A 20,015-nucleotide genomic window follows, 5' to 3' on the forward strand; every position below is an offset into this window, starting at 1 on the left:
GCCATGCAGATGCCCGACCGGCTGGAGGCCGGATCCCCCTATCCGCTGGGCGCCACCTTCGATGGGCTGGGCGTCAATTTCGCGGTCTTTTCCGCCAATGCCGACGCGATCGAACTCTGCGTGTTCGAGCCCGACGGACGGCGCCAGATCGCCTGCCTGCGGCTGCCCGAATGGACCGACGAGGTGTGGCACGGCTATCTGCCCGGTGCGCGGCCCGGCTTGATCTACGGCTTCCGCGCGCATGGCCGCTACGAGCCCGAGAACGGCCATCGGTTCAATCCCAACAAGCTGCTGCTCGATCCCTATGCGAGAAAGCTCGCGGGCAACCTGCGCTGGACGGATGCGCTGCATTCCTATCGCGTGCGCTCCCCCCGCAAGGACCTGAGCTTCGACCGGCGCGACAGCGCGGCGGCCATGCCCAAGGCCGTGGTTACCTCCGAAGCCTTCGACTGGTCCGGCGACAGGCGGCCCCACACCCCCTGGACCGACACGGTCATCTACGAAGCGCATGCCAAGGGGCTGACCAAGCTGCTGGAGGAAGTGCCGGCGCAGGAACGGGGCACCTTTGCCGCGCTCGCCCATCCCAAGGTGATCGAGCATCTGCAACGCATCGGCGCGACCGCGCTCGAACTGCTGCCGATCCATTCGATAGTGCAGGACCGGAGGCTGCAGGAGGCCGGGCTGGTGAATTACTGGGGCTACAACACCCTGTCCTTCTTCGCGCCCGAGCGGCGCTACATGGCGGGCGATGATTCCGACGAGCTGCGGATTGCCATCCGCCGCCTGCACGCCGCGGGAATCGAGGTCATCCTAGACGTGGTCTACAACCACACCGCCGAGGGCAGCGAGCTTGGCCCCACCTTCAACTTTCGCGGGCTGGACAACGCCACCTACTACCGTCTGAACGAGGAAGAGCCGCGCTACTGCGTGAACGACACCGGCACCGGCAACACCCTCGATCTCAGCCATCCGCGCGTATTGCAGATGGTGGCGGACAGCCTGCGTTACTGGGCAGAAAGCTACCGGATCGACGGGTTCCGCTTCGATCTCGGCGTCACGCTGGGGCGCGACGGCAACAATGGCTTCGATCCGCGCTCGGGCTTCTTCGACGTGCTGCGGCAGGATCCGGTACTGAACGGACTGAAGCTGATCTCGGAACCGTGGGATATCGGACCGGGCGGCTATCAGCTTGGCAACCACCCTCCAGGCTTCGCCGAGTGGAATGACAAGTTCCGCGATGCCACGCGCCGCTTCTGGCGCGGGGACTCCGACATGCGGCCCGAATTCGCCAATCGCATCGCCGGATCGGCCGACCTGTTCGACATGCGCGCGAGGCGCCCCTGGGCCAGCGTAAACTTCGTCACCGCGCACGACGGGCAGCCGCTGCGCGATGTGGTCTCCTACGAAGGCAAGCACAATCAGGCGAACAGGGAAGACAACGAGGACGGTCATTCGGAGAACTATTCCTGCAATTGGGGCGTGGAAGGGCCGAGCGACGATCCCGCGATCCGCGAGATCCGCCTGCGCGTCACCCGTTCCATGCTCACCACGCTGTTCGCTTCCCTCGGCACGCCGATGCTGCTGGGCGGGGACGAGTTCGGGCGCACCCAGAACGGCAACAACAACGCCTACTGCCAGGATAACGAGATCAGCTGGTTCGACTGGTCGCGCCTAGAAAGCGATGAGGGCAAGGCCCTTAGCGCCTATGTCGCTCGTCTCGCGGCGATCCGGCGCAACTACCTGCTGATGCGCACCAGTCGTTTTCTCCATGGCGAGGTGGAGGTGGCGCCCGGCATCCTGGACATCGAGTGGTTCGACGAGCGCGGCCTCCATCTCAGCCCGGAAGACTGGCACAATACCGAAGGGCGCGCGCTGGTGATGCGCCGGGCACGCAAGCGCAAGGACGGCAGCATCAAGGTGGTCAGCCTGATGATGAACGGCAGCGGCGAGGCCCTGACCTATCTCCTGCCGCCTCCCGGCGACCTGCGGTACAAGCTGTTGATCGACAGCGCCGATCCGGACGGACACGAACGCGAGCTGGACCATTCCCTCGTCATTCAGGATCGCGCCGCAGCAATCGTGGTGGGGACCCGTGCCGCACCCTGAAGCCGCGCCCTCAGCCGACAGCCGGCCCGGCATGAGGTGGGGTCCGAAGCTGCTGGACGATGGCCGCACGCGCTTCCGCCTGTGGGCACCTGACAGGAGCGAGATCACGCTCGAGCTGGAGGGAGCCTCGCCCGTCGCGATGGAGCCGGAGGATGATGGCTGGTTCTCCGCCGTCGCCGAGGCGGAACCGGGCGCACGGTACCGCTTCCGGGTGGAGAAAGACCTTGCCGTTGCCGACCCGGCATCCCGCGCGCAATCGGGCGGCGTCCATGGCTGGAGCGTCGTGACCGATTCCGCCGCCTATCGCTGGAGCAGCGCCAATTGGCGCGGACGGGCATGGGAAGAGACGGTGATAGAGGAAGTGCATGTCGGCGTACTGGGTGGCTTCTCCGGCCTTGCGGATCGGCTTCCCGAAATGGCCGAACGCGGTGTTACGGCAGTCGAGATCATGCCCGTCGCGGCTTTCGGCGGAAACCGCAACTGGGGCTACGATGGCGTTCTGCCTTACGCGGTAGCGGAGAGCTATGGCATGCCCGACGACTTCAAGGCGCTGATCGACCGCGCCCACGAACTGGGTCTGATGGTGTTCCTAGACGTGGTCTACAACCATTTCGGGCCGGACGGGAATTATCTGGGCGCCTATGCCAGCGATTTCTTCGATGCCCATGCGCATACGCCCTGGGGCGGCGCGGTCGCCGTCTCGCGCGATCCCGTGCGGCGCTTCTTCATCGACAACGCACTGATGTGGCTGGGCGAATACCGGATAGACGGGCTGCGCTTCGACGCCGTCCACGCCATTGCCGACAACACTTTCCTGGACGACATGGCGCAGGAAATCCGCGCGGCTTTTCCCGACAGGCACATTCACCTGGTGCTGGAAAACGAAGGCAACGATGCCGACAGGCTCGCTCCCGGCCTCTACGACGCACAGTGGAACGACGACTTCCACAATGTGCTGCACGTGCTGCTGACCGGCGAGAGCGAGGGCTATTACGCAGGCTTCGTGGAAGACCCCACGGCAAAGCTGGCGCGATGCCTGGCCGAAGGGTTCATCTATCAGGGAGAGACGCCGCCCGGGTCGCAAAATGCGCGCGGCACGCCGAGCGCCGCCCTGCCCGCCACCCGCTTCGTTGCCTTTCTCCAGAACCACGACCAGACGGGAAACCGCGCTCTGGGCGAACGGCTGACCGTGCTGGCGGATGCCGACAGGCTGCGCGCGGCCACGGCGCTGCTGCTGCTGATGCCGCAAATCCCGCTGCTGTTCATGGGCGACTACGAGGGCAGCCATTCGCCCTTCCTGTTCTTCACCGATTTCGAGGAGGACTTGGCCGACGCCGTGCGCGAAGGCCGACGGGGCGAATTCGCCAGCTTCGCGGCCTTTGCCGACCCGCAGGCGCGTGAGCGCATTCCCGACCCCAACGCCCATGCCACATTCGCGGCATCGAAGCCCGAGCCTGGCCCCGACGCGGAGGAATGGCGCCGCCTCTATCGCGAATTGATGGCGCTGCGCCATGCTCAGGTGGTGCCCCGCCTCGCTGGCGCGCAGGGGCTTGGTTCCGAAGTGCTGGGTCCGGGCGCCGTGGCGGCGCGCTGGCGCATGGCCGATAGCGCAGTTCTCTCCGTCGCGATCAATCTGGGCGATAGCGACGTGCGTTTCCCAGAGACCGGGGACGATGTCCTGTTCACGCTTGGGCAGGAGGGGGCGCCGGGCAGCTTTCGCGCCGCGCTGGCGACATGAGCCGGCTGCACGAACTTGCGCGTCTGGCCGGACTGCAGGTCGATTGGGAAGATGCGGCCGGCGAGGCCCAGCGCGTGAGCGACGACAACCTGCGCCGCATCCTTGCCGCTCTTGGCTATCCGGCGGAAAGCGATGCAGCCATTGCCGGGAGCATCGAGCGCTGCCGTGCCGACGCGGCGCGATGCGACTTCGTCTCCGCCCGGTGCGGAGAGATGCTGTCGCTGCCCGCGTCGCTGGGCAGTGCCGGTGCGGGCGAAATTCACCTGGAAAGCGGACAGCGAATTCCCCTGACCATCACGAAGACGCAGCAGGGATTGCGCGTCCCTCCCATCGCGGAGATCGGCTACCACCGCCTGCAAGGACCGGATTTCACCGTGCAGATCGCCATCGCGCCGGAGCGCTGCCTGGGTGTTGCGGACCTGGCCGGCAAACCCCGCGCCTGGGGAGCGGCGGTTCAGCTACCTTCCCTGCGCGATGGGCATGGGCGCGGGTTCGGCGATTTCGGCGCGCTGGCCGATGCGGCGCGCCACTTTGGCGAGGCGGGTGCAGAGGCGCTGGCGATCAGCCCGACCCATGCGCTGTTCCCGACCGATCCCGCGCGCTTCAGCCCCTATGCGCCTTCCAGCCGGTTGTTTTTGAACGTGCTGTTCGCCGATCCGACGCTGGTGGATATGGACCTGCCATCGGGAGACGATAGCGATCTGATCGACTGGCAAGCGGCGATCCCGCAGCGGATGGCGGCACTGCGCAATGCGTTCGCGGCGAGCTGGCCGGACGTCGAGCCACACGTGATGGCCTATCGCGACCGGATGGGGCAGGCGCTCGATAGCCATGCCATCTACGATGCCCTGCATGCGCATTTCTTCGCAGGTGGCGCGCGTGGATGGCAGGACTGGCCGGAGGAATTTCACAATCCTGGCAGCGCGGCGGTGACCCGCTTTGCCGAAGAGAACCGCGAGGAGGTGAACTTCTACCTGTTCGCGCAGTGGCTGGCGGCGAAAAGTCTCACCGCAGCGCAGAACGCCGCGCGCGAGGCAGGTATGGGTATCGGGTTGATCGCCGATCTCGCCGTTGGCATGGATGGCGGCGGCAGCCACGCCTGGAGCGCACCCGCCGATCTTCTGTCAGGCCTTTCCGTTGGCGCGCCGCCCGATCTGCTGGGGCCGGACGGCCAAGACTGGGGGCTCACGACCTTCTCCCCCGCCGCACTCAAGCGCAGCGGCTTCGCGCCATTCATCGCCACGCTGCGCGCCGCGCTCGACTACGCGGGCGGAATCCGGATCGACCACGTGCTCGGCCTCAACCGGCTGTGGGTCGTGCCGCATGGCGGAAGCGCGGCGGACGGCGCCTATCTCGCCTATCCGCTCGACAACATGCTGCGCATCCTTGCGATCGAATCCCACCGGGCAAACGCCGTGGTGATCGGCGAGGATCTGGGCACCGTGCCCGCAGGGCTGCGTCCGAAACTGGAGGCGAAGCACGTGCTGGGCATGCGGGTGCTGTGGTTCGAGCGGGATGAGGACGGCGCCTATATCCCGCCCGGCGAATGGCCCGAACAGGCGGTCGCCATGACAGGCACGCACGATGTCTTCACCATCGCCGGATGGTGGCAGGGACGCGACATCGACTGGACGTGGAAGCTGGGTCGCGCCTCCGGTCATGAAAGCGAAGCGGAAGCGCGCGCGGCGCGCGATGCGGATCGGTCGGAGTTCTGGGACGCACTGGTGGCAAGCGGGTCGGCCTCGGGTCAGATGCCTTCGCCGGGCGATCCGGGCCCGGTCGTCGACGCGGCTCTCGTCCATGTCGGGCGCAGTTCCTGTGAACTGGCGCTGGTGCCGCTGGAGGATATCTGCGGAGAGCTGGAACAACCAAACATTCCCGGCACCATCGACGAACACCCCAACTGGCGGCGGCGCATGCCCGCCCCGACAGCCGATCTGCTGGCGCGGCCCGATGTCGCGCGGCGGCTCAAGGCGCTGGACAAGAGCCGATGGTAACGCCACGCGCCACCTATCGGCTGCAGTTCCACAAGGACTTCCCTCTCGCGCAGGGAGAGAAGCTGGTGCCCTATCTAGACAGGCTCGGCATCAGCCATGTCTACGCTTCGCCGATCACCGTGGCGGTGCCCGGTTCCCGGCATGGCTACGATGTCGTCGATCCCACCCGGGTGAATCCGGAGCTGGGCGGGGAGGAGGCCCTGCGCAGCCTCGTGACCGCTCTGCGCGCCCGCGGGATGGGCCTGATCATCGACATCGTCCCCAATCACATGGGCGTGGCCGGCGGGCACAACGCGTGGTGGAACGACGTGCTGCGCCACGGCCAGGCCAGCGAGTTCGCGCGGTTCTTCGATATCGACTGGCGCCGCCCGGTCATGCTGCCGATCCTCGGCGCGCCATTGCCCGAAGTGCTCGCCGAGGGCCACGTGGCAATCGACAGATCGGGCGATGAGGCGGTGCTGACCGTCTATGGCGAACACCACATTCCCTTGCGGCCCGACGAAGGCGACCTGCCCGATCCGGCTGACCATGAGGCCATGCAGCGTCTGCTCGACAGGCAGCATTACCGCCTCGGCTGGTGGCGGCAGGCGAACGACGATCTGAACTGGCGGCGCTTCTTCACGATCAACGAACTCGCCGGGCTGAGGATCGAGGACGAGAGTGTGTTCGAGCGGACGCACGAACTCTACTTCCGCCTGTGGGAAGAAGGCCTGATCGACGGCGTGCGCATCGATCACGTGGACGGCCTGTCAGACCCTGCAGGCTATTGCCGCAAGCTGCGCGCGCGCTTCGATACCCTCTCGCGGGATCCCCAGGCCCCTCCCGGCCCCGCCTATATCGTGGTCGAGAAGATCCTAGGACCCGGCGAGAGCCTTCCCGAAGACTGGGGCGTGGACGGAACCAGCGGCTACGACTTCATGGAGGACGTCTCCGCCCTGCTGCACGATCCGGCGGGCGCGCAGCCGCTGGAAGAGCTTTGTCACCGCTTCAGCGGGCGCGAACTGTCGTTCCACGAGGAAGAGTTGCAGGCGCGGCAAGACATGCTGTCCTGGTCCTTCGAGGGTCAGCTGCAGGCCTGCGTGGAATCCTTTTCCGCCCTCGCCCGTTCGGCGCGGGAAACCACAGGGCTGACCGACGGCATGATCCGCCGGGCGATCGAGCGACTTCTATGGGTGTTTCCGGTCTATCGCACCTATGGCACCGGCTCACAGGCCCCCGCCAGCGACGCGCAGGTTCGCGAGCGGGCACGCCGCGATGCAGCGGCTTTTACCCCGCCGGGTGAGGCTGAAGTCGCCGACCGCGTTCTCGGCTGGCTGGCAGGAAATGGGCCGGGCGATGCGCGGCTTGCGCAAGAGGCGGTCCGCCGGTTCCAGCAACTCTCCGCTCCGATCGCCGCCAAGGCTGTCGAGGACACGGCTTTCTACCGCTACGCCACATTGCTCTCGCGGCTCGATGTCGGCTTCGACGCATCGCGCATGGCCTGCTCCATCGACGATTTTCACGCGGTATGCGAAGGTCGTGCGCGGTCCTTCCCGCATTCGATGCTGGCAACCGCAACCCACGATCACAAGCGCGGAGAGGACGTGCGGGCTCGACTGGCCGTGCTCTCGGCCGTGCCGGACGTCTGGGCGGAGCGGGTAGCGGCCTGGGACGGGATCGCCCGCGGCCCCGACAGCGGGCTTCATGCCGGCGACCGCTACGCGCTCTACCAGATGCTGTTCGGCGCCTGGCCGGAGCATTTGTCTCCCGACGATGCCACCGGCCTGACGAACTTCGCGCAGCGGCTATCGGCCTGGCAGGTCAAGGCCTTGCGCGAGGGGAAGCTGCGTTCTTCTTGGGAGCAGCCGGACACTGACTACGAACAGCGTGCGGACGAGTTCGTCAGCCAGCTGCTCGGTCGGGGGCAGCGGGGATGCGTAGCGCGCGAGATCGCCGCCTTCGTTCAGGAAACTTCGGGCGCTGCACTGGCGAACACGCTCGTGCAGGCTGCCTTGCGCAACGCCGTGCCGGGCGTACCCGATTGCTATCAGGGCTGTGAGCTACCCGATTACAGCATGGTCGATCCCGACAACCGCCGGCCGGTGAACTTCGCAGAGCGGGAGGCGATGCTCGACGTCGCTGGCACTGCACATCCGAAATTCGCGCTCTTGGCGGGCATGCTGGATATCCGGCGGCATCAAGCGACACTTCTTGCCAAGGGGGATTATCGCGCGGCGCAAGTCTCGGGTTCCCGCTCGGACCATGTAGTCGCCTTCACGCGCACGATGGAAGGCGCAGAACTGCAGTGCGCTTTCGCCGTCAAGTGCGCGCGGCCCTTGCTGAACGAATCCCGACCGGCCCCTCCGGCCGCGTGGTGGGGGGAGACGCAGGTCCGTTTTCCCGGAAGCGAAGGGCAGATGGCCAGCGACCTGTTCGCCAGCCTCCCGGTCGCGATCCGGCTCGTCGAGCGCGGGTCTGAGGGTAAGCGTCTGTTATAGAAGGTTCGGCGCGCTCTCGGATGCCATGAGGGCTTCCCGATAGGAGGCCGCCGACCTTCGTACCTGTTGGCTTGATCGCCCAAGTCCTGTAGACATTGTCAATCTGCGCAAGTCTGTGCACCACTCGGATGAACAAGCGGGAGCTTCTCTTCATGGCCTATCGTGTCACCATCAATGGCGAAACGCGCGAGATCGATGCGCCGGGAGACATGCCTCTGCTGTGGGCGCTGCGCAACGAGCTCGGCATGGTCGGCACGAAGTTCGGCTGCGGTATCGGAATGTGCGGTGCCTGCACCGTCCATGTCGACGGCCAGGCCACCCGTTCGTGCGCGCTGCCGCTTTCGGCGATTGGCGACAAGAAGGTTTCGACTATCGAGGCACTGGGCGAGACGCCCGTTGGCCAAGCGCTGCAGCAGGCGTGGCTGGACGACGACGTGATGCAGTGCGGCTATTGCCAGGCGGGGCAGCTGATGAACGCCACCGCGCTGCTCAACAACAATCCCAATCCCAGCGATGGCGAAATCGACGCGGCGATGCAGGGCAATATCTGCCGCTGTGCATGTTACAAGCGGATCCACGCCGCCATTGCCAAGGTCGCCCGTGACGAGGAGACGGCCAATGCCTGAGCAGATGCAACTTTCGCGTCGCCTGTTCCTGAAGTCCTCGGCGGTTGCCGGGGGCGGCTTTGCCCTCGCGGCGACTTTCCCGATGGCCGGGCGCGCCACGGCGGTTTCGGGTCCGGCAGATCTCAACGCCTTCATCACCATCCATGGTGACAACACCATCACCATCATCGGCAAGAACCCGGAGATCGGCCAGGGCATCAAGACGATGCTGCCCATGCTGATCGCAGAGGAACTGGATGCCGACTGGGATTCGGTGTCGATCGAGCAGGCGGATACCAATGCCGCCAAATACGGTCCGCAGCTGGCCGGCGGCTCATTCGCCACGCCGATGAACTGGATTCCCATGCGCCAGGCCGGCGCGGCAGCTCGGGCGATGCTGATTGCCGCCGCTGCGCAGCGCTGGGGCGTCGATGCCGCATCGCTGGCGACGGAGCCGGGCCGCGTCGTGCAGCCGGGCACCAGCCGCTCCGCCACCTATGGCGAACTGGCCGCCGATGCCGCCATGATGGAAGTGCCCGAACCTGCCGGACTGACACTGAAGGACCAGGCAGATTTCCGCATCATCGGCCGGGCGATCGGCGGGGTCGACAGCCCCAAGATCGTGCGCGGAGAACCGATTTTCGGTGTCGATACGCAGCTGGACGGAATGGTCTATGCCGCGTTCGAACGCTCTCCGGTATTCGGCGCGAAGCTGGTTTCGGCGAACCTCGAAGCCGCGAAATCCCAACCCGGCGTGATCGATGCCTTCACTATCGAGGGCAACGGCAATGCCGCCGAACTGGTCGACGGCATTGCCGTGATCGCCGACAACTGGTGGCTCGCCAACAAGGCGCGCGCCTCGCTGGCACCCCAGTGGGACAACGGCGAATGGGAAACGCATTCCTCGGCCGGATATGCCCAGGCCGCGCAGGAAGCGTGGGCCGCAGGCACTTCCGACGAAGTGTTCGCCGAGAAGGGCGATGTCGATGCGGCATTCGCCGACGCGGACCAGGTACTGGAAGCCGAATACAGCTATCCGTTCCTGGCGCACGTAGCGATGGAGCCGATGAACTGCACCGCGCTGATGCACGAGGACGGCACCATGGAGATGTGGGCCCCCTCGCAGACGCCGCAGGGTGGGCAGCAGGCGGTGGCCAATTACCTGGGCCTCGAACAGAACCAGGTCGTCGTGCACATCACGCGTATGGGCGGCGGCTTCGGTCGCCGGCTTAACAACGATTACATGGTTCAGGTCGCCGCCATCGCCAAGGAAATGCCCGGCACGCCGGTGCAGATGATCTGGAGCCGCGAGGATGACGTGCGCTCCGACTTCTATCGCCCCGCCGGCTGGCACAAGCTGCGCGCGGCGGTGAACGCCGAGGGCAGGATCACCGGCTGGGCCGATCACTTCGTCACCTTCGACCTGGGCGGCGGACAGTTCAATCCGGCAGCCATGTCGCCCGACGAATTCCCGGCCAAGTACGTCGAGAACCTCAAGTTCGAACAGACCAAGATGGCTTCCGCCGTGCCGATGGGCGCGCTGCGGGCACCGACCTCGAACGCCATGGCCTTCGTGATGCAGAGCTTCCTCGACGAGGTGGCCCATGCAACCGGCAAGGATCTGCCCACGCTGATGCTGGAAATCACCGACGGCGTGGAGCCCGAACCTGAAACGCAGGGTTTCGTCGGGCCGCAGCCGGGCTTCTCCGCGCCGCGACTGCAGGCAGTCACGCGCAAGGTCATGCAGATGTCGAACTGGGGCCAGCCCGTCGCCAGCGGTCACGCGCTGGGCTTCGGATTCTATTACAGCCACATGGGCTATTTCGCCGAGGTGGTGGAAGCCAGCCTGGACGATCGCAACAACCCGGTGGTGCACAACGTCTGGGCGGCGGGTGACGTCGGCAGCCAGATCATCAACCCCTACGGCGCGCTGAACCAGGTGGAAGGCTCCATCATCGATGGCATCGGCCAGGCGATTCAGCTGGCCGTGGAGATCGAAGGCGGCGCGGCCAAGCAGTCGAACTTCCACGACTACCCCATACCGCGCATGCCGATGACCCCGCAGCTGCACGTGGAGTGGGTCCTGTCGGACAACAATCCCACGGGTCTTGGCGAACCTGCCCTACCCCCGGTCATCCCCGCACTAACCAATGCGCTTTTCGCGCTGACCGGCAAGCGGGTGCGTTCGCTGCCGATCGACAAGTCGATCTTCGCCTAGGATCAGGCCGGGCCGGGACTGGTTCCCGGTCCGGTCATTTCGATCACCCGGCCCGCAAGCCGCTCCACCTCGGCGCCCGAATGGCTGACCAGCAGCATCGGCAGGTCGAGCTCGTCGCGCAGGCGTTCGATCAGCCTCAAGAGCGTTTCTGCTCGCCGTTCGTCCAGCGATGCCATCGGCTCGTCCAGCAGCAGGAATCGCGGCGCGGACAGCAGGGCACGCCCGATGGCGACCCGCCGCGCCTCGCCGCCCGAAAGCGTTGCAGGCAACCGGTCCAGCAAGTGGCCAATCTCGAGCAGGTCCACCACCTCATCCTGCGAAACGATACCCGCGTTCCCGGGGGCAAATCTCTTGCCGTAGGCGAGGTTTGCTTTCACCCGCTTGTGCGGAAACAGCCGCGCGTCCTGGAAAACATAGCCGGCGCGCCGCTTCTCCGGCGGCAGGTTCACGCCGGAAGCGGCGTCGAACAATGTCTCGCCCGAAACCGTGATATGCCCGGCCTTCGGGCGGATAAGCCCCGCAATGGCGTTCAGTGTGCTCGTCTTGCCCACGCCTGAGGGACCGACCAGCGCCGTCAGCTTGGCATCGGAAGCGAACGCCAGCGCGAAGGCGTGATCGTCGACCTCCATGTCGATGGCGATATCAAAGGACATGGGCACGCGCCCCCTGCGATCGCCGGACCAGCCATTCGGACACCAGCAACGCGCCCAGTGACAGGATTATGGCAATCACGGCCAGCCGCGCCACCGCGCTTTCCGAGCCCGGTATCTGCAGGCCCGTGTAGATCGCGAGCGGAAGGGTGCGGGTCTCGCCCGCGATGTTGGCTGCAAAGGTGATCGTGGCGCCGAATTCGCCCAGGGATCGGGCAAAGCCCAGCATCGCGCCAGCGGCAATGCCCGGCAGGCTGAGTGGCAAGGTAATGGTGAGGAAGGCCTGCAGGGGAGATGCACCCAAGGTGCGCGCCGCGCCGACCAGGCGACGGTCGACGGCCTCGATGGAAAGGCGCATGGCGCGCACCATCAGGGGCAGCGCCATGACGCCTGCCGCAACGGCAGCCCCGGTCCAGTTGAAGACCAGGGTGATGCCCAGCGTGTCGTACAGCCAGCTGCCGATCACTCCCCCACGCCCCAGCACGATCAGGAGCAGCCAGCCGGTGACCACAGGCGGCAGCACCAGCGGAAGATGTACCAGCGCATCCAGCAGCATCCGCCCGGGAAAGCGGCGGCGGGCTATGACCCAGGCCAGCCCGTAGGCGATGGGCATGGTGACGAGGACGGCGATCACGCTGACTTTCAGGGACAGCAGGACAATGGCCCATTCGGCTTGTGTCATGGTGCCGCTAAACCCTTCGTCACCAGCACCCGGCGTCCCTGCGGCGACGCCAGGTAGTCGAGGAACGCCGCGGTGTCCTCGTGACCGGCACCGGCGACCTGCGCGGCGTAGTAGACTATTGGCGGGTGCGCCTGGGTATCGATCCGCTCCACCACCCGAACGCGCCGGCTGGCTGCGGCATCGCTGGCATAGACGATGCCCAGCGCAGCTTCCCCCCGCTCGACCAGTGCCAGCGAGGCGCGCACGTTCTCGCCCGGCGCGATGCGAGGTGACAGTTCATCCCACAGGCCCATGCTCTGCAGCGCGTCCCGCGCGAATTCGCCTGCCGGCACGCTCTCGGGCTCTCCCATCGCAAGCCGGCCTCCATCCGGATCCGCCGCGAGTTCGGCAAGGCTTCCAGGCCCGTCCCCGTCAACCGGCGCGACCACGACCAGGGCGTTGCGAACGAGCGGCACCGGCGATCCGGACAGCGCATTTCGATCTTCGAGCCAGCGCATCCAGCGGTCGTCCGAGGTAACGACGAGGTCGGCAGGCGCGCCCTCGCTCACCTGTCTCGCCACGGCGGAGCTGGAGGCAAACGAAAGGACGGGTCGCGGATGTCCGTGCGCGGCCCAGTCGTCCGCAGCGGCGCCGAGTGCCTCCTGCATGCTGGAAGCCGCCAGAACCACCGGCCCCCTTTCCTCGGCAGGGGCGCAGGACTGAAGGACGGCACATGCCAGTGTCGCCAGCGCGAGAAGAAAGGACCTGCCCGTCATGCAGCGCACCCTAGGGCCGCCCGATTCCGCCGTCCACATCGGTTGCTGTGGTCAAGTCTCTTGCGGCTTCGGCTGGTTGCGATTGGCGCGGATCATGAATTCGCTGGGCCGGCGAACCGGTATCAGCAACACGCAGCGCACGCCCTCGGGATCGAAATCCAGTTCCACCGGGTGGCGCAGTTCGTGGGCCACGATGCGCTCGATCAGGTCGGTACCGAATCCGCGCGATCGCTCCTGCGCGACCGGCGGGCCACCCCGCTCAAGCCATTCCACCCTGACGAGTTCTTCCGACACCAGTCGCCAGTGCACGCTCACCTTGCCGCCGGGCTGGCTGAGCGCGCCGTACTTGGCGGCGTTGGTTGCCAGTTCGTGCACCGCCAGGCCCAGCGATAGGGCATCGTTGGGCGCCAGCTCCACTTCGGGGCCCAGCAGTTCGACCGCATGATCGTCGTTGTGGGCATAGGGCAGCAGTTCAGCGTCGATTACCGAGCGAACAGGCGTCGAGCCCCAGTCGGACTGGGTAAGCAGATCGTGCGTCGCCGAAAGCGCACGGATGCGGCCATCGAGCCCGGTGGCGAAATCCTGCACGTTATCGGCGCGGCGCCGCGTCAGCGCGATGATGGAAAGCACGTTCGCAAGCGTGTTCTTCACGCGGTGGTTCAGCTCGCGCGTCAGCGAATTGCGGATCGAAGCCTGCTCCTCGAACCAGGCAAGGGCGCTTTCATCCTCCTGCGCCTGCTGCGTCAGCATGCGCACGAGCAGCATCAGCAGGCTGGCCACCATCAGGCCGAAGATCAGCGTTGCCATGGACAGGCCCGACAGCCCCGGCTCCTCGACAATGCTTACCGCCAGCCGCCAGGGATTGTTGGCGATCGTCACCGCCCTGCTCGCCGTTTCACGGTTGGCAACGTCGCCATCGAACGTCGATGCCAGCAATTCGCCTTCGCCGCTTTCGTCATCGTAGAGGCGGACGCCGTAGGAACCGGCGTCTTCCAGTTCCAGGGCGCTTTGCAGGAAGTCCTCCGCATTGAAGGGCGAATAGATGAACCCTTTCAGGGTACGTCCGCCCGCGCCCGCCTCGAACACCGGCATGTAGATGAGGAATCCGGGTGCCTCTCCATCCCCCTCCTGGCGAAGAACGATGCTGTCGGTCGCCGTCGGGCGAGACGTGCGCTCGGCCTCCACCATCGCCGCGCGCCGAGCGGGGTCGGAATACATGTCGTAGCCCAGGGCCCGGCGATTACGCTCCGTGTCGGGCTGGAGATAGGTGACGGCCACGGCAAAGGGCTGCCCCCCGCCGAGGGGCGGATAGAGCTGCGCCTCTATCGGGCTGCCTTCTGCGAGCAGCTCCTCGAATTCCGCGACTTCCGACGGCCTGACGACCTGCGCCCAGCCGATGCCTTCGGCGCCGCGGTAGTCTGCATCGAGGCGCAGCTCGGAAACGAAGCGGCGGAAATCGTCCGCCGGAATGTCGTTCATCGTGGAAAGCAGCGCGGCACCGGCGCGCAGGTATGCGCTGCTGGCGTTGGCGCGCCGTTCGAGTGCGGACGCGATGGCCGTGGCGCGCGCATTGATCTGCGCGGCCCGGCGTTCGTTCTCGCCGCGCTCGATCGCGAAGATCGAAAGGATGGTGATGGCCGCGATCAGGACGAAAATGCCAAGCGGCATCGCCCGCGGAAAACGCATCAGCCAGCGCTTCGTCCTGCTCCTTCGGCCGCCCTGCTGCTGCAATTCCACTCCTCGAACCCAGAAAGGGATGATCGACCCGCCAGCCCGGCAGCGTCACCGCGGTCTATGCCGGGGATCGACTGAAAGGCAAAGGGTTCTACAGACTCATTTCCTATGCGGGGAACCGGAAGCGACCCGTTTCGTTCCGCAACCACACGTAACGTACACACACCGGGATCACCTGCTTCGGCAAATCAAGAGGATCGCAGGAGCGGAGATCTGCAATGGCGACGGGAAATTTTGAGTTTATGTCATCGTCCAAAGGCGAAAACGGGCCGCCCAAAGGTCTGAAAGACGGGGAAAAAGCCGATCCCAAGGGTCCGGAATGGGCCGGGGGGCTGAAAAAGCTGTATAACTCTGTTGTAGAAGAGCCACTGCCCGATTCTTTCAAGGATCTGCTCTCGAAGCTCGACCAAGACGAGGGCAAATGAGCAAGGACAAGAGCAAGCGAGAGCTGCCCGAGCGCAGCGCCGAAGACAAGCGTGCCTTCAAGCGTGAACTGACCGAGGTCGTTCCGCACCTGCGCGCGTTTGCGCGCGGCCTGTGCGGTCGCCCCGACATGGCCGACGACCTGGTGCAGGAAGCCCTGCTGAAGGCATGGGCGGCGCAGGAGCGCTTCGAACCCGGCACATCCATGCGGGCCTGGACCTTCGTGATCCTTCGCAACGCCTATCTCACCGACATGCGTCGCAACCGCTTCCGCGGCGAATACGACGAGACCGTTGCCGAACGCATCCTGACGGCACCCGCCGGACAGGAAGAGCCACTGCACCTTTCCGATCTCCACCGTGCGCTGCTGACGCTGCCGCCCGAACGGCGCGAGGCGCTGTTGCTGGTCGGTGCCGGCGGTTTCTCGTACGAGGAAGCGGCGAATATCTGCGGCTGTGCTGTGGGAACGATCAAGAGCCGTGTCGGCCGTGCCCGCGCCGCGCTTACCAGCATGATGGAGGACGGCGACATCCCGGATCGCGATCTGCACGATCCCTCCGCTCATCGCGCCATTCTGGAAGAGCTGGACGAAGTGGCCGCGGGTCGCGGCGAGGCCGCGGCGAGCAGCAAGTAGCGCGCCGCTTGATCGCATCCGCGCGAGGCGACATGCTGCGCGCTTTGCCATTGCAGAAAGACGCACCAAGCGATGAGCGGCGAGGGGGACAGGGAAAGGACACGCGACGGCCGGCGGCGGTCCATGACTTTCGCCGCGCAGGAACTGCGCCTGATTTCCTCGCTGGTCGTACTGCTGGCGATTGGCCTGTTCCTGGCCCTGCCCTTCGTGCTCTCCATCGGCTCGGTCGTATTCCTGCCGCTGGTGGCCGCCCTGATCCTGACGATCATCCTCTCCCCGCTGGCCGATAAGCTGGCCACCTGGCTGCCTAATTTCCTCGCGTCGATCCTGGCGCTGCTCGTCTTCTTTGCCGTCCTCGCCCTCGCCTTCTCGGCCGTGCTCGGCCCGGCCGTATCGCTATACGACCAGGTGCCGGCGATGGCCGAACAGGTCGGAAAACACTTCTCCGACATGCAAATGACCTTCGCCTGGATCGAGGATCTCAACAAGCAGATGGCGGCCCTGACGGGGGGCGACCAGAACCAGCAGGTCGTTCTGGCTGGGCCCACGGTGCTGGAACAGCTGGCCTTCGCCACGCCCACCGTGCTGCTGGAGGTGCTGCTGACGTTCCTGCTGGCCTTCTTCATGATCGAGGCGCGCATCCGCCTGCGTCGCCGACTGCTGCTGGAACGCCAGCAGGTGGGCGCCAGCCTGAAGGCCGCGCGCGCCATTCGCGAGGTGCAGGACCGGGTGGCGGCCTACATCCTCACTGTCGGCCTGATCAACACCGGCGTCGGCGTGGTAGTGGCCCTGGGCGCATGGGTGATGGGACTGGAAGCCCCGATCATGTGGGGTGGTCTCGCCGCGCTGCTCAACTTCATTCCCTATATCGGTCCGCTCATCATGGTGGTGGCCCTGGGCCTGTTCGGGATAGGATCTGCGGACACCTTGCTGGTGGGGCTGATCCCTGCCGCGGCATATCTCGCGCTGCACACTGTCGAGGCCAATGTCATCACCCCGACCGTGCTCGGAGCGCGGTTCACGATGAACCCCGTGCTCATCCTGCTGGCGCTTTCCTATTTCGGCTGGATCTGGGGCGTTACGGGGGCGCTGCTTTCGGTTCCCATCCTGCTCACCCTCACCGCCCTGGTGGATCACCTCGGCAGACCCAACTTTGTCGGCTTCCTCTTTGGCGAACCCCTGTTCGAGACAAGCGTGCTCGAATTGAGCCAAGAGGATTAGTCCGCGATTTGCGCGCGTTGCGTGTTTGTCTTATCCTCCATGCGGATTTGTTCAGAATGGGAGGGGACAGATGCGAATTGGACTTGTGACGGCGACCGCAGTTGTTGCCGTTGCCGGGGCGGCACAGGCGCAGAGCGGTTCTGCGTGGGGGTATTTCGAAACCGACGGAGCGCCGCTGCAGGCGGGGCTCACCTCGCCGGAAGGCGGTCAGCTTATCCTCAAATGCGACGAGACCGGAGACAACAGCGTCTTCGCCGTGATTGTTTCGCCCCAGGAGCTTCGTCCATCCACTACCCGCCCTCAGGTGCGCTCGCTGTGGCTCGAGTTCGACGGCGGCAACCGCGAGGAAGTGCGCTGGCGGTACTACGAGAGCTCGGTGATGGCGCTGAACACGCGGCGCGACCGGAACCTGATGCCCTTCCTCGAACAGATGGTGGACGCGGAGAACCTGGAAATCCGCTTCGACCCCGAAGACACGCAACCATTCAACATCACGTTCAACGTGAGCGGTGCGCGAGAGGCGATCGAACGCGTTTTCGAAAGCTGCGAGGACACCAGCGGCCTGAGCTGACGCTGCGCGTGCAGGACAGCGAAAAGGGCGCCCTCCAGATGCGGAAGGCGCCCTTTTTCTTGCTTAGATCGGCGATCGATCAGCCGGGGTAGGACCAGGTGCTGCCGCGCGACAGGTTGTCTGCGGCGAAATCCCAGTTGAGGTGCCCGTCAACCACCGCGTCGAGATAGCTCGGGCGCGCGTTCTGGTGGTCGAGGTAGTAGGCGTGCTCCCACAGGTCGATCACCAGCAGCGGGTTGAAGTCGCTGTCGGCGAGCGTGTCGGCATCGTGGCTGTCCTCGACGGAGAGCTTTCCGCCCTTCTCGGCCAGCCATACCCAGCCGCTGGCGAAGTGGCCCGCGCCCTTGGACTTCAGTTCATCCTTCAGCTTGTCGAGCGAGCCGAAGGCTTCGTCGATCTTGCTGGCAAGATCGCCCGAGGGGCCGCTGGTCGAAGGGGTGAGCGAATGCCAGTAGAAACCGTGGTTCCACGTCTGGGCGGCGTTGTTGAACAGGCCCTGGTCGCTTCCGCGAGCGGCGGAGATCACCTCGATCAGCGACTTGCCGTCGTGAGCGGTGCCCTCGATGGCCTTGTTGGTCTTGTCGACATAGGCCTGGTGGTGCTTGCCGTGGTGATAGTCGAACGTCTCGGCGGTGATCGCCGGCGCAATCGCTTCCTTGTCAAAGGGCAGCGGAGTGAGGGAAAATGCCATTCTTTCGTTCTCCTGTTGATCGGCTTGTCGTGTCCCCAACGCGCGAGACGGGCGGTCGTTGCATGTCCCGCACGAGAAATCCGGGGCCTATCTGCCCATGCGCTCCCCCCGTGACAAGAGGGACGAATGACGGCATGGCGAAGTGAAAGACCTCCAAGTTCACGAAGGGCACCATGGGACGATCCTATTTCGGCACCGACGGCATTCGCGGCCGGGCCAACGGCAAGAAACTGAACGCCGCCACCGCCATGAAGGTGGGGCAGGCCGCCGGGCAGCACTTCCTGCGCGGCGATCACCGGCACCGCGTGGTGATCGGCAAGGACACGCGCCTGTCGGGCTACATGATGGAAAATGCCCTGGTGGCGGGCTTCACCAGCGTGGGGATGGACGTGATCATGACCGGCCCTCTCCCCACCCCCGCCGTAGCCCTGCTGACGCGCGAGATGCGCGCCGACATCGGCGTGATGATCTCCGCCAGCCACAATCCCTACGACGACAACGGCATCAAGCTGTTCGGCCCCGACGGCTTCAAGCTGTCCGACGAGGACGAGGAAGCGATCGAGGCGGGCATGGCCAGCGAGCAGACGCTTGCCGAGGGCGATGCCATCGGCCGCGCCCGGCGGATCGACGACGCACGCGGGCGCTACATCCACGCGGTGAAGCAGTCTTTCCCGGAAGACTGCCGCCTCGACGGCCTGAAGATCGTGATCGATTGCGCCCACGGTGCCGCCTACGACGTGACGCCAACGGCCATCTGGGAACTGGGCGCGGAAGTGGTGGCCATGGGCGTGCAGCCCAACGGCCTCAACATCAACGACGGCGTCGGCTCCACCCACCTCGACGCGATCCAGCGGCGCGTGGTGGAGGAAGGCGCGGACCTGGGCATCGCGCTGGATGGCGATGCCGACCGCCTGATCGTGATCGACGAGAAGGGCCACAAGGTCGACGGCGACCAGATCATGGCCCTGATCGGCAGCCGCTGGGCGAACGACGGTCGCCTGAAGGGCGGCGGCGTGGTGGCCACCGTCATGTCCAACCTCGGCCTCGAGCGTTTCCTTGCCGGCAAGGGGCTGGACCTGGTGCGCACGAAGGTGGGCGACCGCTACGTGCTGGGAGCGATGAAATCGGGGGGCTACAATGTCGGCGGAGAGCAGTCGGGCCACGTGATCCTGCTCGACCATGCCACCACCGGCGATGGCACCGTGGCCGCGCTGCAGGTGCTGGCCGAACTGGTCCGCTCCGGCAGGCCCGCCAGCGAGATGCTGCACCTGTTCGATCCCGTGCCGCAGCTGCTGAAGAACGTGCGCTACGACGGCGGGGATCCGCTGGAACAGCAGGGCGTGAAGGATGCCATCGAGGCGGCCAAGTCCGATCTCGACGGCAAGGGCCGTCTGGTTATCCGCAAGTCCGGCACCGAGCCGCTGATCCGCGTGATGGCGGAGGGCGACGACGAGGCCCATGTGGAACGCGTGGTCGATTCGGTGTGCGACGCGGTGCGCGAGGCGGTCTGACA

The 20,015-nt window shown here is 65.7% G+C and carries 16 protein-coding genes; 11 read left to right on the forward strand and 5 right to left on the reverse strand.

What is annotated here, in order from left to right:
• Window positions 1-3 precede the first annotated feature (3 nt).
• From glgX to AAA989_RS04210, 6 genes are all read left to right on the forward strand, one after another.
• A complete protein-coding gene (gene glgX / locus AAA989_RS04185; protein WP_338241341.1) occupies window positions 4-2,106 on the forward strand; it encodes a glycogen debranching protein GlgX in 2,103 nt (700 codons plus the stop codon).
• A gap of 31 nt (window positions 2,107-2,137) precedes the next feature.
• A complete protein-coding gene (gene treZ / locus AAA989_RS04190) occupies window positions 2,138-3,844 on the forward strand; it encodes a malto-oligosyltrehalose trehalohydrolase (protein ID WP_338241342.1) in 1,707 nt (568 codons plus the stop codon).
• Window positions 3,841-5,841: a 4-alpha-glucanotransferase gene (gene malQ / locus AAA989_RS04195; protein ID WP_338241343.1), complete on the forward strand. Its 2,001-nt coding sequence runs from the start codon at window positions 3,841-3,843 to the stop codon at window positions 5,839-5,841. Before treZ ends, malQ begins: the two co-directional genes overlap by 4 nt.
• Entirely contained in the window at window positions 5,835-8,318 is a 2,484-nt protein-coding gene (treY, locus tag AAA989_RS04200; RefSeq protein ID WP_338241344.1) for a malto-oligosyltrehalose synthase, read from the forward strand. Before malQ ends, treY begins: the two co-directional genes overlap by 7 nt.
• Window positions 8,319-8,470: 152 nt before the next feature.
• Window positions 8,471-8,944, forward strand: coding sequence for a (2Fe-2S)-binding protein (locus AAA989_RS04205; RefSeq protein WP_338241345.1), 474 nt, complete (start codon window positions 8,471-8,473; stop codon window positions 8,942-8,944).
• Complete coding sequence (locus AAA989_RS04210) at window positions 8,937-11,141, forward strand: xanthine dehydrogenase family protein molybdopterin-binding subunit (RefSeq protein ID WP_338241346.1); 2,205 nt, start codon at window positions 8,937-8,939, stop codon at window positions 11,139-11,141. The genes AAA989_RS04205 and AAA989_RS04210 overlap by 8 nt, the downstream gene beginning before the upstream one ends.
• A 2-nt stretch (window positions 11,142-11,143) precedes the next feature.
• Here AAA989_RS04210 and AAA989_RS04215 read toward each other — a convergent pair whose 3' ends face one another.
• Genes AAA989_RS04215 through AAA989_RS04230 form a run of 4 tightly spaced genes read right to left on the reverse strand, consistent with a single transcriptional unit; the run spans window position 11,144 to window position 14,914 of the window.
• Window positions 11,144-11,794: an ATP-binding cassette domain-containing protein gene (locus AAA989_RS04215; protein WP_338241347.1), complete on the reverse strand. Its 651-nt coding sequence runs from the start codon at window positions 11,792-11,794 to the stop codon at window positions 11,144-11,146.
• Window positions 11,784-12,473 (reverse strand): molybdate ABC transporter permease subunit, encoded by a 690-nt coding sequence (gene modB / locus AAA989_RS04220; protein WP_338241348.1) that lies wholly within the window; start codon window positions 12,471-12,473, stop codon window positions 11,784-11,786. Before modB ends, AAA989_RS04215 begins: the two co-directional genes overlap by 11 nt.
• On the reverse strand, window positions 12,470-13,228 hold the full coding sequence (gene modA / locus AAA989_RS04225) for a molybdate ABC transporter substrate-binding protein (protein WP_338241349.1): 759 nt from the start codon (window positions 13,226-13,228) through the stop codon (window positions 12,470-12,472). The genes modB and modA overlap by 4 nt, the downstream gene beginning before the upstream one ends.
• A gap of 51 nt (window positions 13,229-13,279) precedes the next feature.
• On the reverse strand, window positions 13,280-14,914 hold the full coding sequence (locus tag AAA989_RS04230; RefSeq protein ID WP_338241350.1) for a CHASE domain-containing protein: 1,635 nt from the start codon (window positions 14,912-14,914) through the stop codon (window positions 13,280-13,282).
• Window positions 14,915-15,180: 266 nt separating this feature from the next.
• Here AAA989_RS04230 and AAA989_RS04235 point away from each other — a divergent pair, with 266 nt between their 5' ends.
• The 4 genes from AAA989_RS04235 to AAA989_RS04250 all read left to right on the forward strand — a co-directional run bounded on the left by AAA989_RS04235 (window position 15,181) and on the right by AAA989_RS04250 (window position 17,811).
• Window positions 15,181-15,387 carry a NepR family anti-sigma factor gene (locus tag AAA989_RS04235; protein ID WP_338241351.1) on the forward strand — a complete coding sequence of 69 codons (207 nt, stop codon included), beginning with the start codon at window positions 15,181-15,183 and terminating at the stop codon, window positions 15,385-15,387.
• Complete coding sequence (locus AAA989_RS04240) at window positions 15,384-16,019, forward strand: sigma-70 family RNA polymerase sigma factor (RefSeq protein ID WP_338241352.1); 636 nt, start codon at window positions 15,384-15,386, stop codon at window positions 16,017-16,019. The genes AAA989_RS04235 and AAA989_RS04240 overlap by 4 nt, the downstream gene beginning before the upstream one ends.
• 123 nt (window positions 16,020-16,142) lie before the next feature.
• Complete coding sequence (locus AAA989_RS04245; RefSeq protein WP_338241354.1) at window positions 16,143-17,240, forward strand: AI-2E family transporter; 1,098 nt, start codon at window positions 16,143-16,145, stop codon at window positions 17,238-17,240.
• A gap of 70 nt (window positions 17,241-17,310) precedes the next feature.
• Complete coding sequence (locus tag AAA989_RS04250; protein ID WP_338241355.1) at window positions 17,311-17,811, forward strand: hypothetical protein; 501 nt, start codon at window positions 17,311-17,313, stop codon at window positions 17,809-17,811.
• A 79-nt stretch (window positions 17,812-17,890) separates the two neighbouring features.
• Here the strand turns inward: AAA989_RS04250 and AAA989_RS04255 are convergent, their stop codons facing one another.
• Window positions 17,891-18,502, reverse strand: coding sequence for a superoxide dismutase (locus AAA989_RS04255; RefSeq protein WP_338241356.1), 612 nt, complete (start codon window positions 18,500-18,502; stop codon window positions 17,891-17,893).
• A gap of 173 nt (window positions 18,503-18,675) precedes the next feature.
• Here AAA989_RS04255 and glmM point away from each other — a divergent pair, with 173 nt between their 5' ends.
• Window positions 18,676-20,013, forward strand: a complete 1,338-nt coding sequence (gene glmM / locus AAA989_RS04260) for a phosphoglucosamine mutase (RefSeq protein WP_338241357.1) — start codon at window positions 18,676-18,678, stop codon at window positions 20,011-20,013.
• The last annotated feature ends 2 nt before the right edge of the window (window positions 20,014-20,015 follow it).

It is taken from the genome of Aurantiacibacter hainanensis, assembly GCF_036321025.1.
Lineage (GTDB): Bacteria > Pseudomonadota > Alphaproteobacteria > Sphingomonadales > Sphingomonadaceae > Alteraurantiacibacter > Alteraurantiacibacter hainanensis.

What these genes read in the sequence shown, in the direction of transcription:
- glgX (WP_338241341.1), top strand. Translation starts at nt 4, where the DNA reads ATGCAGATGCCCGACCGGCTGGAGGCCGGATCCCCCTATCCGCTGGGC.
- treZ (WP_338241342.1), top strand. Translation starts at nt 2,138, where the DNA reads ATGAGGTGGGGTCCGAAGCTGCTGGACGATGGCCGCACGCGCTTCCGC.
- malQ (WP_338241343.1), top strand. Translation starts at nt 3,841, where the DNA reads ATGAGCCGGCTGCACGAACTTGCGCGTCTGGCCGGACTGCAGGTCGAT.
- treY (WP_338241344.1), top strand. Translation starts at nt 5,835, where the DNA reads ATGGTAACGCCACGCGCCACCTATCGGCTGCAGTTCCACAAGGACTTC.
- AAA989_RS04205 (WP_338241345.1), top strand. Translation starts at nt 8,471, where the DNA reads ATGGCCTATCGTGTCACCATCAATGGCGAAACGCGCGAGATCGATGCG.
- AAA989_RS04210 (WP_338241346.1), top strand. Translation starts at nt 8,937, where the DNA reads ATGCCTGAGCAGATGCAACTTTCGCGTCGCCTGTTCCTGAAGTCCTCG.
- AAA989_RS04215 (WP_338241347.1), bottom strand. Translation starts at nt 11,794, where the DNA reads ATGTCCTTTGATATCGCCATCGACATGGAGGTCGACGATCACGCCTTC.
- modB (WP_338241348.1), bottom strand. Translation starts at nt 12,473, where the DNA reads ATGACACAAGCCGAATGGGCCATTGTCCTGCTGTCCCTGAAAGTCAGC.
- modA (WP_338241349.1), bottom strand. Translation starts at nt 13,228, where the DNA reads ATGACGGGCAGGTCCTTTCTTCTCGCGCTGGCGACACTGGCATGTGCC.
- AAA989_RS04230 (WP_338241350.1), bottom strand. Translation starts at nt 14,914, where the DNA reads ATGCGTTTTCCGCGGGCGATGCCGCTTGGCATTTTCGTCCTGATCGCG.
- AAA989_RS04235 (WP_338241351.1), top strand. Translation starts at nt 15,181, where the DNA reads ATGGCGACGGGAAATTTTGAGTTTATGTCATCGTCCAAAGGCGAAAAC.
- AAA989_RS04240 (WP_338241352.1), top strand. Translation starts at nt 15,384, where the DNA reads ATGAGCAAGGACAAGAGCAAGCGAGAGCTGCCCGAGCGCAGCGCCGAA.
- AAA989_RS04245 (WP_338241354.1), top strand. Translation starts at nt 16,143, where the DNA reads ATGACTTTCGCCGCGCAGGAACTGCGCCTGATTTCCTCGCTGGTCGTA.
- AAA989_RS04250 (WP_338241355.1), top strand. Translation starts at nt 17,311, where the DNA reads ATGCGAATTGGACTTGTGACGGCGACCGCAGTTGTTGCCGTTGCCGGG.
- AAA989_RS04255 (WP_338241356.1), bottom strand. Translation starts at nt 18,502, where the DNA reads ATGGCATTTTCCCTCACTCCGCTGCCCTTTGACAAGGAAGCGATTGCG.
- glmM (WP_338241357.1), top strand. Translation starts at nt 18,676, where the DNA reads ATGGGACGATCCTATTTCGGCACCGACGGCATTCGCGGCCGGGCCAAC.